Source organism: Undibacterium sp., from assembly GCF_030683615.1.
Taxonomy (GTDB): Bacteria; Pseudomonadota; Gammaproteobacteria; order Burkholderiales; family Burkholderiaceae_D; genus Undibacterium; species Undibacterium umbellatum.
The window spans coordinates 1-15377 of record NZ_JAUXQE010000030.1; the positions used below are offsets into that span (position 1 = coordinate 1).

Consider the following 15377-nt stretch of genomic DNA (forward strand, 5'->3'; position numbering starts at 1 on the left):
GATTTGGGCGCATTGCAGCGTTGCGCCCTTTGCTAAGGCAGGAGCCTTAGCTGCAGGTCACGCCTTGCACTGCATCCCAAATCGTCTTGTTCGCACTCACCCTATTTATGAAATGAGTTCTATAATCTCCACGCTTGTTGCAAAATTATCCGGGCCTGATTGCGTCGGCCTCTGGTATTACCTATACTCAGGCAATGTCCACTAGCTGAATAAGCGCGACACTGACCATCTTTTGCAACAGCCTCCAAACAAATGCTTCTTACATGCTGAAAAAGCATAAGGAAATCATATGAAATTGCGCTGTATTCTCCAGGCTGGCGTTTTTGCGTCGGCTGCTGTTCTTGCTCAGGTGTCAGTGGCTGACACTTTTGACCGTATCAAAAAAAGTCAGACGATCAATATCGCTTATCGCGAAGCTGCATTGCCATTTTCTTATTTGTCAGAAAGTAAAGCGCCTATCGGTTATACGATAGATATTTGCACAAAAATGGTGGATGCGCTCAAGAAGGAATTGAAGCTGCCACAATTAAAAATCAATTTTATTCCCGTGACAGCAGATAACCGTATCCAGGCCATGACTTCAGGTAAAACTGATATGGAATGTGGCTCTACCAGCAATACGGCAGAACGCCGGAAAGAAGTCGATTTTACGATACCTCATTTCTTTTCCACTCTGCGTATGATGGTCAGTACCAGCTCAGGCATCAAGAACTGGCCAGACCTGAAAGACAAGAAAGTTGTCTTCACCAAGGGTACTTCTGCCGACAAATTCGTACTTGAGCGTGACAAGGTGCGTGCCCTGCATATGAAGATGGTCGAGGGCAAGGATCATAGTGATTCTTTCAATCTGCTGGAAACAAATCAGGTAGATGCTTTTGCCCAGGATGAAGCGATACTGTTCGGTCTGAAAGCCAAGGCCAAAGACCCGGCCAAGCTGACTATCGTGGGCGATCCCCTGGCTTCAGAAGCGTATGCGATCATGCTGCCTAAAGGCGATGCAGCGTTCAAGAAAGCCATCGATGCAGAGATGGGGCGCATGATGGCAGATGGTGAAATTACCAGGTTGTATGAAAAATGGTTTACCAAACCGATACAACCAAAGAATATGAACCTGGCCTGGCCCATGGGTTCTTTGTTGAAGGAAACCATACGCTTCCCTTCCGACAAGGTAAATTAATACGCTGCATCATAAAAAAAGCCCGTGGTTCAGTTTGAACCCCGGGCTTTTTGTTTGCAAGAGGCCGGCGCAGGTAAACCCCGCAGGCCTCTTGTATTTACTTAGTGCACTTGCACAGCCTCATTGTCACGCTTGAGCATATTCCACAAGAAGGTGTACGTAATCGCACTCATGTCGGCACGTTGTGCATTGTTGGCTGCACCACCGTGGCCACCTTCTATGTTTTCGTAATACCAGACATTCTTGTGACCCTGGTCCATCATCTTGGCAGCCATCTTGCGCGCATGGCCAGGATGTACGCGGTCATCACGGGTAGAGGTGATGAACAAGACATTCGGATACTTTGCCCCTGCCTTGACGTTCTGGTAAGGTGAGTATTTCGAGATGTAATCCCATTCTGCGGGTACATCAGGGTTGCCATACTCACCCATCCATGAAGCACCTGCCAGCAACTGGTTGAAGCGACGCATATCCAGCAAAGGCACCTGACTGACTACGGCATTGAATAAGTCAGGGCGCTGAGTCAATGCAACACCAGCCAGCAGACCGCCGTTACTGCCACCCATGGCACCCAGGTGTTTGGGACTGGTAATCTTGCTGGCGATCAGGTCTTCTGCCACGGCAGCAAAATCATCATAAGCGCGTTGACGGTTTTCTTTTAATGCCAGTTGATGCCAGCGCGGGCCGAATTCACCACCACCGCGGATATTGGCAACCACATACACGCCCCCCTTGTCCAGCCAACTCTTGCCCAGGCCACCAGAGTAAGAAGGTGTCAGGGAAATCTGGAAACCACCATAGCCGTACAATAGGGTAGGATTATTGCCATCAAATTTCACATCCTTGCGACGCACGACAAAGTAAGGCACTTTGGTACCATCCTTGGAAGTCGTGAACTTTTGTACTGTTTCATAGGCGCTGGCATCAAAGAAGCTAGGTGCTGATTTCAACAGTTCACGCTTGTCATTGCCCGCATGGGCCATCATGTAGACGCTGGGTGTCAGGTAATCAGAATAGCTGATCAGGTAATCATCAGAATTTTCTGCATCAATGCCACTTACACCAACTGCACCCAGGGTAGGCAGGCTGACCTGACGGGAAGCCCATTTGCTGCCGTCGAATTTCCATTCTTTCAGGTTGCTCTTGACGTTTTCCAGGGTTTGCAGCAACAGGAAATTTTTCGTGACAGTGGCACCCGTAAACGAGGTCGTGTCGCTAGGCTCGAACAAGACCGTGAACTCACGGTTACCCTTCATGAAGGCATCAAAGTCGATGGCCAGTACACTGCCGGATGCATAAGTCTTACCACCTACGTTCCACGCTTCACGTGGTGTGATGATGGCTTGTTTATCGAAAAAGAATAGATCGCTCTTGGCAGGAACATCAAGCTTGGTCAGTTTGTCACCTTCCTTCAGATATTGCTCAGAAGTGTAGAAAGTGATCTGGCGGTTGACCAGTTCCCTGTGTATGCCTTTATGGTTACTGGAATAAGCACTTACGGCCATATCAGTTTTCTGGCCTTCGAACAGGGTCTTGGCAGCAGACAATTCTGTGCCACGTTTCCATTCCTTGACGACGCGTGCGTAGCCAGAATCGGTCAGCGTGCCAGCACCAAAGTCGGTGGCGACGAACAGGGTATCTTTATTGACCCAGTCCAGATTCATTTTTGCTTCTGGCAGACTGAAACCACCTTTGACGAAGGACTTGCTGCTCAGGTCAAATTCGCGGGTGACAACGGCGTCAGCGCCACCGCGTGACAATTCGATCAGGCAACGGTCATACACTGGCTCGCGGCATGTACTGGCCTTGTAGACCCAGTTTTCATTTTCTGCTTTGGCCAGCGCATCAACATCCAGCACGACTTCCCATTTTGGTTGGGCTTTTTTGTATTCTTCCAGTGTGGTTTTACGCCAGACACCACGTGGGTGTTCTGCATCCATCCAGAAGTTGTAGACCGCATCGCCCATTTTGCGTATGCCAGGGATACGGTCTTTGGAATCCAGCACGACTTGCAAATCTGCTTTCAGCTTGGCAAAACCTGCGTCATTGTCGAGCTTGCTACGAGTCACCTTGTTCTGGTCCTTGACCCAGTTCAGGGCCTTGTCACCAGAGACATCTTCCAGCCATTGGTGTTTGTCTTCCGCCTGTGCCAGCGCCAAGCTGCTTGCACCTACCATGCACAGCGCCGCGATCAGTGTTAATTGTGGTTTCATTGCTTTCCTTATTGTTGGACAGGCTGTCTCAGCCTGGTGTTTTCTCACAGGGGATCAGGATTGGCTATCTGACTAGCCCGCTGATGGACCCCGTGAGCAGGCATTTAGTTCAGCGCGCCCGTCAAGGATTCTAAAGCGATGTTTTCCGATAGTGCGACGTCATTTGCGGTGTGAAGCAAAACTAAGTTTTGCTTTTTCGGCAAAAACTGCTGAAGTCGCTGGATTGGTGTGTTTTTAATAATTTATTGAAAACGATATAGACTGGATGAGTTTTATTTTTCCATGCATCAGCTACGTCATTCCGGCATGTTTTTGGCCGGAATCCAGTGTCGTCGTTTTCGTCCCTCTACAGATTTAAGAATTTCCTCGTTGCAAAATGAGGACAAAACTCACACCCCGTTCCACATTCTGCACACTGATAGTCCCACCCATCTTTGCCATATACGTCTTGGCCACAAACAAACCCTGGCCACGGTTGCCGTTTGCGCCAGAGTCATGTTGGTCAGATACACCGTATTCAAATATCTTGTCGATCAGATCGTCGGCGATATGCGGGCCATCATTGTGGATAGTGATGGTTGCTGCAGTCTCACTATTCTGCAGCCTGATACTGATAGCAGTACCAGGCTTGCGGTACCGCTCTGCATTGCGCAAGACATGGGTCACCACATCTTCCAGCGAATACTCATCTGCCTTTACCATGACTACTTCATCCGTGCCCTGGTAGGCGACATCCGGTATGCCCACCATGGGTGCATTGTCTGCGACGTTTTTCAGGAACAGGGTGATATCAATTTCACTGACTTGCAATACGGTGGACTGAAATGCCTCGCTCGGTGAAGCACTGCCATACAGAACACGTATGGCCTGCTGCATGCGGCTGATGTAGCGGTTGCTCTGGTCATCTGCATTGCCATGCAAGGCCATCAAAGACTGCAGCGGCGACATGATTTCATGACCGACGGCATGCCACATTTCTTTTTCTTGCTCAGTGCGTATGGTTTCGCGTTCAACATCTTCCTTTACCCGCCGCAGCAAATCATGCAGGCAACTGGCCAGCACACCCAGCTCATCCGGGCTGCGCAAATCACTGACATCGAATTGCTCAAGCTCACCTGCGCGCTTCATGGTCTTCGACAGTGATACTGCACGTTTGGTCAGCAGGGTGATGCGCCGTATGATGCTGACCTCGATCAACAGCCAGGCCATTGTCAGCGCCAGCAACATCGCACCGACAAACCAGGACACCCGGCTGGCAACTACGCTGAGGCTCTTGCTGACACTGCGCACGTCACCCTTCAGCAAGACTTCATAATTCGCCAATGGTGTGCTGATGGTTTCTCGGCTTTCCAGCGGGACATCATACTCATCCACCGGCAGGCGGCGTATCAGGCGTGTCAATACATTCCATGATTCATCAATTTGTTCAAAGGCGCCCGTCAGACTGATCAAGTCATCCTGGGTGTTTTGAGCATCGCGCTTGCGTATGCGCAGGGTTTCTCCAGGCAAAAGATTGTCTTGCAAATCCTTAAGAGAAAACGGTGTAGCAGTCGGGGCATTCTTGCTATCGAGCAGGGCGGTTTCAGAGTCGGGTGGCAGCACGGACAGGCTGACTTCCATCTGGTCCAGGTCTTGCGGTGGCCAGACCGGGCGCTTCTTTTCAAACAAGGCTTCTTGTAAAACCGGTATAGGCAAACGCAGCGAGAAAAAGGTATTTTTCTGGCAGTCAGTATCCTTGTCATCCTGATCCGCCTGGTTGCAGATCGCCTGCTGCCAGGCCCAGCCGCGAAAGTCTCTTATGGGGCGCGCATTTGGTCTGTTGGCTTCGCTTTCATTGAACCCGGTCCAGCGTCCGCGCACGCCCTGGTTTTGCCTTGCTGGTGCAATCTCTTCTTCAAACGGCGCGATCCAGCGATACGTCTGGCCGCGCAGGCTGACGCTGACTTTCAGCCTGTGCGCCTGTGTCAGGCTTTCATTGCCACGTTTATGCGAGACCAGTTGGTTGCTGTTGAAGTTACCCGCAATATAAATAAAGCCGCCTGCCCAGGGGTTATTGCCTATGCCGCTACAGAGTGCACCTTCAGTACCATATTGCACCAGGCAGCCCGACATGGCGATGGCTTGCTGCACCTTGTTCTGGTCATCAAAATCGATCGCAGAATAGGGTAACAATAGCGGTCGCAAGGAAGCTCGCTGTTTGTCCGCAGGCGGATTCAGCAACGCCAGTTGCCCAGCAGGGTGACGCAGCGTGGCCGATATTTGCAGACGGGTTTTATTGAAATTGCTTTGGTAATTATTATAGCTGAGCTGTTTTTCCTGCTGCAAGACAGATAGGGCCAGGCCTACGGTTGCCAGCGCCAGCAATAGAAAAACGCCGCGAAATAATATTCGCAGCCGGTAAGTCGCCAGCAAGAACTTGCCCATCTCAGCTTCTGCCTGCGTCGTCATCCACCCATCTGAAACCGCGCATGGGGACGTTTTCTATGCACTCAAAATCTGCATCAATCTCGCGGAAGGCATCGCGTATGGTTGACACATGCTTGCGTATATTGTCGCGGTTGCGCCCGCTCTTGACGACTTCATACAAGTCTTCATACGACACTACCTGGCCGCGGCGGGCAAACAGGGCTGCCAGTATGCGTTGGGCAGTCAGCGGCAGGTTGATACGCTGGCCGCGCCAGATAGGAGTGCGCTGGCGCAAAGGGTCCATGCTGAGCTGGTCGGCGACTGGGGATTTCGCTGCCTCTTTATAAGCAGCGCTCTGGCTCTCTTTGTGCAGCTTGCGTTCTTTGACCGAGCGCAGGATTTCCAGAAAAGTTTCGATGAAATCTGCTTCTTCAAAGGTGGCTTTTTGCAGGTAATCCCAGGCGTCCAGCGCTTTCATGATGCTGCGGTAAATGGTGGCCGGCATGGCAGACACCACCAGCACTGGCGTTGCATGCTGCTTGTTGATGGCATTGATGATGGCAACCCCGGCATGACGCTCGCGCCCCAGTTCAATATCGAGCACCACCAGATCATAGTTTTCGCGCGCGATGGCCGCTTCGGCATCATCGCGGCTGAACCACTGGTCTATCTGTATGCCCGGCTTTGCTGCTTCTATCCAGGTTTTTAACTGATTGCTGGTGGGCAGATCATCTTCAATGACAGCTACTTTGACCACGGGTTTCTCCGGCAAGAATCTCAATATCCGCAGTATCTACGCTTTTCAAGCAAAAGTCATAAAGCCGCTGTGAGTTTTTCTTCACACGCGGCAAGGCTTATTCCAGGCGCGGAATAAATAGCTTGCCACAGTGATATTTCTGCCCCCGCCCCAGCATTGTATGTTCCGCCCAGTACAGCGCATGATGTGTCTCAGGGATGCAGGGCAAATGCCAAGCACCAACCCTAAAAAATCACTCACATTGGAGAGCTATCATGTCTGACCGTATCAAATCCCTGGTACAAGCCGTAAGATCCACTCTGTCTTCCGTTTTCAGCAAAAGCGCATCGGGAATCAAAGCGGAGGCCAGGGTCACGACAGAATCAGGCATGTTCAGCAAAGTGACTTTCAAGCGCCTGGTAGTTCTCAGCATGGTCGGTGGTGCCATCTACGCCATCAGCACCCACCCGCCAATCAAGCATATTTCACGTGGTGAAGTTGGCGTGCGTATCAATCAACTGACTGGCCATGCTGATCAGGTGCGTGATGGTGTACTGATAGTCGTGCCCGGCCTGCATGAATTGCGCCTGTTCAACCTGCAAGACCAGATATACCGGCCAAGTCGCGGCAGCCGTGCCGATGGTGATGCTCCTTTCCAGTCGGTAGAAGGTTTGTCACTTGGCGTAGACCTGAGCATACGTTATGCGGTTGACCCAACCAAGCTGACCAATATGTCCACCAGTCTGCCAGAGAACATCAATACCGACATCGTTGAACCGGCAGTGCAGGGCGTGATCTACAAGGCATTCACCATGTATACAGTACGCGAAATATTTTCCAGCAAACGTGCAGAAATCCAGAAGCAGATAGAAGCTGAACTAAAACCCAGGCTGGCCGTAGACGGCATCATCCTGCGCAGTGTCATGATGGGCAAGATCGATTTGCCTGCCGACTATAAACGCGGTATGGAAAAACTGCTGGCAGAAGAACTGGAAAGCGAAAAAATGCGCTACACCCTGGAACTCAAAGACAAGCAGGTAAAACAAACCGCGCTGGAAGCAGACGCAGACAAGATCAAGCGCGAGAAAGCCGCCGAGGCTGCAGGTAATGAGCAAATCATCGCTGCAAAAGCAGAGGAAGAAGCCATGAAACACGTGCTGCCCTTCAAACAAAAGCAGATAGAGCAACGCAAGCTTGAGGCCGAGGCAGAAAAAGTATCTCGCATCAAAACCTCGGAAGGTGCAGCCCAGGCACGCGTCATCGAAGCCCAGGGTGAAGCCGATTCACGCCGCAAACTGGCCGATGCAGAAGCCTACCGACAAGACCTGGTCGGCAAGGTCACCAGCGTGCAGATGGAGAGGGAAGGTGCCCTCCTGACCAAGCACCCCTTGTTGATACAGAAAACCATGGCCGACAAATTGTCAGACAAGATCTCGGTCATCATCGCACCACCACCAACAGATGGCAGCTTCATTGGTGCCGCATTGCTGGGTAGCGGCAGGAACGGCAAGCAGGGTATGCAAAAAGTATCGACAGAAGCTGAAACAGAAACCACTAATGAAAACAAAGAGAGCCAATAATCATGTTTGCTACTTTAGCTGCTGTCGCCGTACTCGCTGTTGTCACCCAGGACCAGGCACAATTGCGCGCTGCTCCCAAGGATGGCGCACAACAACAAGCCGTGCTGTGGCAGGGGGATAGCCTGGAAATCCGTGGTGAAAAACTCGACTACCTGCAAGTGTATGATCACAGGCGCGAGCGCGCGGGTTATATCAAGACATCGCAAGTACGCCTGGTGTCCATGCAGCCAGACGATGCGCCCGATGCCTTCGCCGTCATTCGCTTCCTGAGGGACACCCCGGGCGCAGAATCACTGGGCATCAGCTATACCGCTGCTTACCTCAAGGCAGCACCAGTCAAAGCGATAAACGCAGAAGCTTTTGATGCGCTCGGCAGCATGGCAGAACGCCTTGCCAGACGCGCATCCAGCAAACAACCCAAGCAAAATGAAGCGACTATTGCAGCCCACCTGGAAGTGGTCGCCAATTACGGCATCAACATCAAAGGCTATGAACGCGAAGGCCGTATGCAACTCTGTTATGACGGCGAAGCATTCCGCCGCGTACTTGCCATGAATGCCACGCCCGACCAAAAAGCCCGCGCTGCCTTGGCACTGACCAGGCAGGATTGCATAGACCCCACCATGCGCCCGACCGAGCGCTATGCCCTCGACCAGTGGCGCGCCGATGTACTTGACAAGGTCAATACCACCAGCCTGCCCGAGTATCTGAAAAACCGCATGCGCATGCGCAAGGCCAGCGTCTGGTCCAGCATCGCCTTTCAGCGTGCTCGCAAAGGCGAGAAAGTGGAAGATGCCGCCAACCACGCATTGACAGAACTGGCATCAGTCAACAAAGAAGAATTCACCGATGAAGATGTGTATGCCTACGCCGACGCTGGTGTGCGTGTAGGTGCAACGCGTTGGGCGGTTGAACCGGCGATCATCCCCAAACCCGGCCTGAACATCATCACCGCCCCAGGCCAGCCAGGCGAAACCTGCGTCATGCTGACCGATGCCAAACATGACGTAAAAACCCCTCTGGCAAAACGCTGCACCTATAGCGTAGTCTGGGCCGCATCCGCCCGCGCCAATGCTCAAAACACAGCGTTGACACTGGCCGTACAACCCATGGAAAACTGGCGCGAACTCTGGCTATTCCACCAGACCAGCCAGGGCTGGATTATCGACATCCTGCCACCCGCGAATACTGACCCTGATCTCGGCTATGCAGAATTTGCAGGCTGGGTGCCAGGCACCAACAAGATGCTGGTAGCCCGTGAAGCCAAAGTCGAAGGCCGCTTCAAGAAGAGCTTTGAAGTCGTCAGCATGGATAGCCTGCAAGTTGAAAATGGTGCAGACAAGCCGGGTTCTTTGAGTGTGTTCTACAAGTGGCAAGACCAGGCGTGGAAAAGGCAAACCATCAGTTTGCGTTGATAGATCATGCAATCAAACAGTTGAGAGCCGTGGCAAGAAATTGCTGCGGCCCTGTTTGCCTGACCTGGCATTTCAGCGCGCGCGATTTTAGCAAATGTATATCAAATAATGGCAATAATTGACTTAAATATATTTTTAACTTTTTTTAACATTAATGGGAAACTTTCATTTATGCTTTAAACAAGATTCCCTTGCCTACAGTTCTGCCCACACAGGTGCCATTGTCATTGTTAAGAAATGAGAAAAATGAATTCTACGCAAACAAATAATGTCCGCAGCAAGCAAATGATGTTCTATGGGCTCATCTTCTGCAATATTTCTGTGCTGATTTACTTTGCGGCACTAGCTATTTTCAACAAGGCGCCACTACTGGAATTTTGGCTGCCAGCCTTGGCTTTCCTGGTTTTTTATGCCTACGATAGCTTCAAGGAACATAAAAAGCTTGATGCCCGAATAGTGCCCAAAGCGCGGGAATCAATAGGGTTAGGTCTGGCCTTCCTTTTACTCTCAATATTGATACTTGGCACCAGAAATTGGAAAGATTCGCCGATAAATATAACGGACGCATTTATTTTTGCCCTTTTGCTAAGCAATACAAAAGATTGCATGATAAAGCTGCTGGCAATACGTAAATTCTCTGACTTTCACAGTTAGAAATTGCAAGAAGACATATCGTAAGCAAATAAATTATCAAGTCATTTTTGAAGAAATCGGTCTTGGTTCTTGGATTTTCCGGTCCATTGTATGTTGCCTATTCCCAAGCTGAATCCTGATATCAATTTCGAGCAGTCTTCAACGGTGCTGCCACATTTTGCCGTATCCACGTTTGCATATCTTGCCAGATGCGTTGTACTTCGGCGTCTGGCGGCATCTGCGTGGCGTTGGGTAGTTCTATGGTGACCACAGGGATATCCTTGTGCAGACCGCTATAGTTGCCCAGGGAGCCTGGGTAGACGCCAACGCGGTTATAGATCAGGCGGCCAAAGCGGTTGGGTGGTGTGGCCGGGCCGTCAAAATCCAGTACGCCAAAAGGCGCGTGCACCGAGATGATGACGTCGGGCTTGTATTTTTCTATGGTTTCATAGACCCAGCGGCTTTCTGGTTCAGAAATCGGGGCTTTGCCTGGATATCGACGCGGGTCGCTGCGGGTCACGCGCGCCCAGTAACTTGGCGCTTCTTTTTGCCAGTTTGGCGTGGGGAAGTTGCGGTTGAGGTCTATGCCGCGGGCATTCATTCGGCGTGGTTTGGGTGCCAGCAGGCCATCAGGATTCACCACAGGCGCTATGCGCCAGTTAAATTCCAGCGGGTTTTTTTGCATGGTGTCCATCCATTTGAACACGACGGAGGATGCTGTTTGCTCATCGCCATGTATGCCACCCAGCAGCAGCACACGTATGGCTTGCGGATGCTTGGCATCAGCCTTGATATCGCGGAACAATACTGGAAAACCATTGAGCGAATTGGCACCTGTGGGGCTGAGCTTGCTGTTTTTGCAGTCAGTCAAGCTGACCTTGGGCAGGCGCGCTACCAGTGGTGTACACCAGTCGCTGATGGTTTTGGGTTTGACGTTTGGCTTGGCTGGAACAGGTGGTGGTGCAGTTGAAGGCGCTGGCGTAGCAGACAGGCTGTTTGCAGATGGCATGGCCAACAGGCCAGCCACCGCAAACAAAGCACCGAGTTTTTTGCAGCGAGATGCGCAGAACTTACTTCTGATAAAACTGACCGGCATTCTTGCTTCTACTCCCAGTGCTACCTATTACTTAAAATAATAAAGAGGCTACAGTCCGGCAGCGGCACGCAAAATTGCTGCCTTGTCGGTACGTTCCCAGGTGAATTCTGGCTCTTCACGACCAAAGTGGCCATAAGCAGCAGTTTTGGAATAGATAGGGCGCAGCAAGTCCAGCATCTGGATGATACCTTTTGGACGCAAGTCAAAATGCTCGTTCACCAAAGCGGCGATCTGGTCATCAGGGATGACGCCTGTGCCTTCAGTATACACAGTCACGTTCATCGGGCGTGCTACACCAATCGCGTAAGCGACCTGGATCTGGCACTGGCGGGCGATGCCAGCAGCGACGATATTCTTGGCGACATAACGTGCAGCATAGGCAGCAGAACGGTCAACCTTGGTAGGATCTTTACCAGAGAATGCACCGCCACCATGAGGGCAGGCACCACCGTAGGTATCAACAATGATCTTGCGGCCAGTCAGGCCACAATCACCTTGTGGGCCGCCAATAACGAAACGGCCAGTCGGGTTGATCAGGAATTTGGTGTCGAGCAACCATTCTTTCGGCAAGACTGGCTTGATGATTTCTTCAATGACAGCGTCGATGAAAGACTGTTTCATCTTGGTCGAGGTTTCGCTTTGGTCAGGGTGATGCTGGGTGGACAGCACGACAGTATCGATACTGTGCGGTTTGCCATCAACATAGCGCATGGTGACCTGGCTCTTGGCATCAGGACGCAGGAAAGGCAGGCGGCCATCCTTGCGCAATTGTGCCTGGCGTTCTACCAGACGGTGCGCATAGTAAATCGGCGCAGGCATCAGTTCTGGTGTTTCATCGCAGGCATAGCCAAACATCAGGCCCTGGTCGCCAGCGCCGGTGTTGAGGTGATCATCCGACGCCTGGTCTACACCCTGGGCGATATCATTGGATTGCTTGTCGTAAGCAACCAGCACTGCGCAACCTTTGTAGTCAATTCCGTATTCAGTATTGTCGTAACCAATGCGCTTGATGGTATCGCGTGCTACCTGGATGTAATCAACGTGGGCATTGGTGGTGATTTCGCCAGCCAGAACCACCAGACCTGTATTGGTCAGGGTTTCAGCGGCAACGCGGGAACGTGGATCTTGTTCAAAGATCGCATCGAGAATTGCATCGGAAATCTGATCGGCGACTTTGTCCGGGTGTCCTTCGGATACCGATTCAGAGGTGAAAAGAAAATCATTAGCCATCGCAGGCTCCTATAAAAAATTGACCGTAATAAATGTGCCGCAGTCGGAAGAGTCCTGCGACGCTTTAGCGAGTTTTATTAACCGCCTCGCAAGTTGTCTGTTAACTCGGCGGTAGCCAGCTTTATGTAATCAAGCCAGCCAATGTGTGATATTTTACGCTCGTTCTGTCTAGTCTGTCGAATATACCCTTATTATTATACTGATACTTGAGCGGCGTCATGCTTGTCACTTTGTTTCGTTTTCTTTCCATTTTTCCATTGTCGGTCTTGCATTTTTCTGGAGCCGCGCTGGGTTGGTTCGTCTATTTGCTGTCCGGGTCGTATCGCCGTCGCCTCAAGCACAATATAAGCCGCGCCGGTTTCTCGGGCCATTTGCATGAGGCCGTAAGAGAGGCTGGCAAGAATATCCTGGAGTTGCCCTTTATCTGGTGCGCCAAGCCAGACCGGGTATTAAAAACCGCTACGATAGAGAATTGGGAGCTTGTGCAAACTGCACTGGATGCCAAAAATGGCGTGATCTTTTTGACACCTCATCTGGGATGTTTTGAAATTGTTGCCCAAAGCATTGCAGTCCGAACCCGCCTGACGGTCCTATACAGGCCACCACGCAAAGCTGCCCTGAAGCCTTTGATAGAGGGAGCAAGGGCGCGCGAAAATCTCTTGCTGGCACCTGCCAATCTGTCTGGCGTGCGTATCATGGCCAAAGCCTTGAAAAAAGGCGAGGCGATAGGCTTGTTGCCTGATCAGGTGCCTCAAGAAGGCGAGGGCGTCTGGGCCAAATTTTTTGGCAAACGCGCCTACACCATGACTTTGTCTGCCAAATTGCATGGCATGACAGGTGCACCGATTATCCTGACTTATGCCGAACGCCTGCCGGGTGGGCGCGGTTATGTGATTCGCTTCGTGCCTTTTGAAGAGGAGCTGGGTACTGATCCTGTGGCCCAGGCCACGGCCATCAATCGCGGCATGGAAAAATTGATCGCCCGCGCGCCCGCACAGTATTTTTGGAGTTATAACCGCTACAAGAAGCCGGACGGCATCGACTCACCTGAATCCCGTTTTGACCGGGGCCAGGCATGAGGGCAGTGCTGGTGTTGATGTGGGTTTTGCATTGGTTGCCTTTACCAGTGCTGGGCCGTCTTGGTGAGGGTGTTGGTAGCTTGCTGTTCATGGTGATACGCAAGCGCAGACATATCACGCTGACAAATTTATCACTTTGTTTGCCACAACTCAGCGAAGCTGAAAGGCTGGCCATGGCAAAACGGCATTTTCAGGTCTATGCCCGCAGCGTGCTGGAGCGCGGCATACTCTGGTGGGCTTCAGAGGCGCGCCTGAAGCGTTTGATACAGATAGATCCTGCCGTACCGATGGCGGCAATGGCTGATGGCCCGACTATTTTGATGTGCCCGCATTTCGTCAGCCTGGATGTGGCAGGCGTGGCAGTCATGCTGGAATCCTCGCTATGCTCCATCTATACTCAACAGCGCAGCAAGGTGTTTGATGCAGCCTTGCGCAAGGGGCGATCACGTTTTCGTCCGGTAAAACTGTTTTCCCGGGCAGAAGGCGTCAAGCCCATTATCCGCGCCATGCGTGAAGGCTTGCCCTTTTTCATGTTGCCAGATATGGACTTTGGCGCCAAGGATGCCGAGTTCGTGCCTTTCTTTGGTGTACCTGCTGCCACATTGACAGCAGTACCAAGAATAGCGGCGACTACCGGTGCCAAAGTCATCCCAGTCATTGCCACTATTTTGCCCAACTATCAGGGCTGGAAAGTGACTTTCCATGAGCCGTGGCAAAATTATCCGGGTGAGGATATCGTGGCGGCTACGCGCGCTATGAATGCTTTCATTGAGCAAGAAATCTTGAAAGCACCCGCAGAATACTTTTGGGCACACAAACGTTTCAAAACACGCCCACCTGGTGAACCCAGCGTTTACTGATACAGGCCAGTGACGGCCTGTGCCGTCACTTCAAATTCCCGCTGTAACCATTCCAGAAATGCCAGGCGGCGCCGGTCCTCATCAAAGGGCAGCGCTGACAGCAAGACATAATCACTGCCATCTGCCCTGAAATTATGCGGCGCCAGCAATTGCCCGCTGCGGATTTCATCTTCCACCATATAGGCTGATGCCATGGCGACGCCCAGACCCGCACAAGCTGCTTGCAGGCTCAGGTAAAAATGTTCATAGGTCGCCCGGCTTTTGCCGCGTGCCGTTTGTCCGCTGAGTTTTTGCCACTGTGACCAAGCATCGGGCCGGGTTGCCGTGTGTAACAGGCAATGCTGGTTCAGTGCTGGCTTACCTTGTTTCAGCAGGCCTGGTGTGCAAACTGGGGCGATCAATTCCTGGGCAACTTTGGTCGCATGATAGTTTGCATCCCAGACAAAATCGTTGCGCCGTAATGCCAGGTCTATGTGACCATGGCGCAAGTCGACAGGGCCGCCAGCGGCAAACAAATGAATTTCCAGTTCAGGGTGTAGTTGCCTGAATTTACCCAGGCGTGGAATCAGCCAGCGCATGGCTATGGTCGGTTCACATGAGACTACGAGAGGTTGATCATCTGCCTGCCTGAGCTGGCGCAGGCCTGCTTCCAGTTGCCTCATGATGTCAGTGCAAGTGCCTTGCAGGCTCAGTCCAGCGCGCGTTAAAAAGATGGCACGGTTGCGGCGCTCGAATAATTCCAGGCCCAGGTTTTCTTCCAGTTGCTTGATCTGGCGGCTGACAGCACCGTGGGTCACATGCAGTTCTTCCGCAGCCTTGACCAGGCTCAAATGGCGTGCAGCGACTTCGAACACGCGTATGGCATTCAGCGATGGTAGGTGATAGCTCATCTGTGAGATTTTCTCGATGATATGTTTGAGTATATATCGATTTTCAAATCGACTGTCTGCCT

12 protein-coding genes are annotated in these 15377 nt (G+C 51.7%); 6 read left to right on the forward strand and 6 right to left on the reverse strand.

Annotated features, from left to right (window positions below):
* Positions 1-289: 289 nt before the first annotated feature.
* A complete protein-coding gene (locus Q8K39_RS14510; protein ID WP_186953187.1) occupies positions 290-1177 on the forward strand; it encodes an amino acid ABC transporter substrate-binding protein in 888 nt (295 codons plus the stop codon).
* A gap of 101 nt (positions 1178-1278) precedes the next feature.
* On the opposite strand, the gene Q8K39_RS14515 is transcribed toward Q8K39_RS14510, so the two are convergent.
* The 3 genes from Q8K39_RS14515 to Q8K39_RS14525 all read right to left on the reverse strand — a co-directional run bounded on the left by Q8K39_RS14515 (position 1279) and on the right by Q8K39_RS14525 (position 6553).
* On the reverse strand, positions 1279-3390 hold the full coding sequence (locus tag Q8K39_RS14515; RefSeq protein ID WP_305261222.1) for a prolyl oligopeptidase family protein: 2112 nt from the start codon (positions 3388-3390) through the stop codon (positions 1279-1281).
* Between the two features lie 354 nt (positions 3391-3744).
* Positions 3745-5838, reverse strand: coding sequence for a HAMP domain-containing sensor histidine kinase (locus Q8K39_RS14520; protein ID WP_305261223.1), 2094 nt, complete (start codon positions 5836-5838; stop codon positions 3745-3747).
* Positions 5816-6553 carry a response regulator transcription factor gene (locus Q8K39_RS14525; RefSeq protein ID WP_305261224.1) on the reverse strand — a complete coding sequence of 246 codons (738 nt, stop codon included), beginning with the start codon at positions 6551-6553 and terminating at the stop codon, positions 5816-5818. The genes Q8K39_RS14520 and Q8K39_RS14525 overlap by 23 nt, the downstream gene beginning before the upstream one ends.
* 254 nt (positions 6554-6807) lie before the next feature.
* Between Q8K39_RS14525 and Q8K39_RS14530 the strand changes: the two genes are divergently transcribed.
* From Q8K39_RS14530 to Q8K39_RS14540, 3 genes are all read left to right on the forward strand, one after another.
* Positions 6808-8112 (forward strand): SPFH domain-containing protein, encoded by a 1305-nt coding sequence (locus Q8K39_RS14530; RefSeq protein ID WP_305261226.1) that lies wholly within the window; start codon positions 6808-6810, stop codon positions 8110-8112.
* A 2-nt stretch (positions 8113-8114) separates the two neighbouring features.
* A complete protein-coding gene (locus tag Q8K39_RS14535) occupies positions 8115-9527 on the forward strand; it encodes a hypothetical protein (protein ID WP_305261228.1) in 1413 nt (470 codons plus the stop codon).
* A gap of 246 nt (positions 9528-9773) precedes the next feature.
* Entirely contained in the window at positions 9774-10181 is a 408-nt protein-coding gene (locus Q8K39_RS14540) for a hypothetical protein (RefSeq protein WP_305261230.1), read from the forward strand.
* Positions 10182-10302: 121 nt separating this feature from the next.
* On the opposite strand, the gene Q8K39_RS14545 is transcribed toward Q8K39_RS14540, so the two are convergent.
* The gene (locus Q8K39_RS14545; RefSeq protein WP_305261231.1) at positions 10303-11256 is read right to left on the reverse strand and encodes a M14 family zinc carboxypeptidase; all 954 of its coding nucleotides are present in this window, start codon (positions 11254-11256) and stop codon (positions 10303-10305) included.
* Between the two features lie 48 nt (positions 11257-11304).
* Complete coding sequence (gene metK, locus Q8K39_RS14550) at positions 11305-12486, reverse strand: methionine adenosyltransferase (protein WP_186953195.1); 1182 nt, start codon at positions 12484-12486, stop codon at positions 11305-11307.
* A 218-nt stretch (positions 12487-12704) separates the two neighbouring features.
* Here metK and Q8K39_RS14555 point away from each other — a divergent pair, with 218 nt between their 5' ends.
* Both Q8K39_RS14555 and Q8K39_RS14560 read left to right on the forward strand, forming a co-directional pair.
* A complete protein-coding gene (locus Q8K39_RS14555) occupies positions 12705-13565 on the forward strand; it encodes a lysophospholipid acyltransferase family protein (RefSeq protein ID WP_186953196.1) in 861 nt (286 codons plus the stop codon).
* Positions 13562-14425 carry a lipid A biosynthesis acyltransferase gene (locus Q8K39_RS14560; RefSeq protein ID WP_305261234.1) on the forward strand — a complete coding sequence of 288 codons (864 nt, stop codon included), beginning with the start codon at positions 13562-13564 and terminating at the stop codon, positions 14423-14425. Before Q8K39_RS14555 ends, Q8K39_RS14560 begins: the two co-directional genes overlap by 4 nt.
* Here the strand turns inward: Q8K39_RS14560 and Q8K39_RS14565 are convergent.
* Positions 14419-15315, reverse strand: a complete 897-nt coding sequence (locus Q8K39_RS14565) for a LysR substrate-binding domain-containing protein (RefSeq protein WP_305261235.1) — start codon at positions 15313-15315, stop codon at positions 14419-14421. The genes Q8K39_RS14560 and Q8K39_RS14565 overlap by 7 nt on opposite strands.
* Positions 15316-15377 lie beyond the last annotated feature (62 nt).

Coding starts and splice junctions, on each gene's coding strand:
- Q8K39_RS14510 (WP_186953187.1), top strand. CDS start 290: ATGAAATTGCGCTGTATTCTCCAGGCTGGCGTTTTTGCGTCGGCTGCT.
- Q8K39_RS14540 (WP_305261230.1), top strand. CDS start 9,774: ATGAATTCTACGCAAACAAATAATGTCCGCAGCAAGCAAATGATGTTC.
- Q8K39_RS14515 (WP_305261222.1), bottom strand. CDS start 3,390: ATGAAACCACAATTAACACTGATCGCGGCGCTGTGCATGGTAGGTGCA.
- Q8K39_RS14565 (WP_305261235.1), bottom strand. CDS start 15,315: ATGAGCTATCACCTACCATCGCTGAATGCCATACGCGTGTTCGAAGTC.
- metK (WP_186953195.1), bottom strand. CDS start 12,486: ATGGCTAATGATTTTCTTTTCACCTCTGAATCGGTATCCGAAGGACAC.
- Q8K39_RS14530 (WP_305261226.1), top strand. CDS start 6,808: ATGTCTGACCGTATCAAATCCCTGGTACAAGCCGTAAGATCCACTCTG.
- Q8K39_RS14555 (WP_186953196.1), top strand. CDS start 12,705: ATGCTTGTCACTTTGTTTCGTTTTCTTTCCATTTTTCCATTGTCGGTC.
- Q8K39_RS14545 (WP_305261231.1), bottom strand. CDS start 11,256: ATGCCGGTCAGTTTTATCAGAAGTAAGTTCTGCGCATCTCGCTGCAAA.
- Q8K39_RS14535 (WP_305261228.1), top strand. CDS start 8,115: ATGTTTGCTACTTTAGCTGCTGTCGCCGTACTCGCTGTTGTCACCCAG.
- Q8K39_RS14560 (WP_305261234.1), top strand. CDS start 13,562: ATGAGGGCAGTGCTGGTGTTGATGTGGGTTTTGCATTGGTTGCCTTTA.
- Q8K39_RS14520 (WP_305261223.1), bottom strand. CDS start 5,838: ATGACGACGCAGGCAGAAGCTGAGATGGGCAAGTTCTTGCTGGCGACT.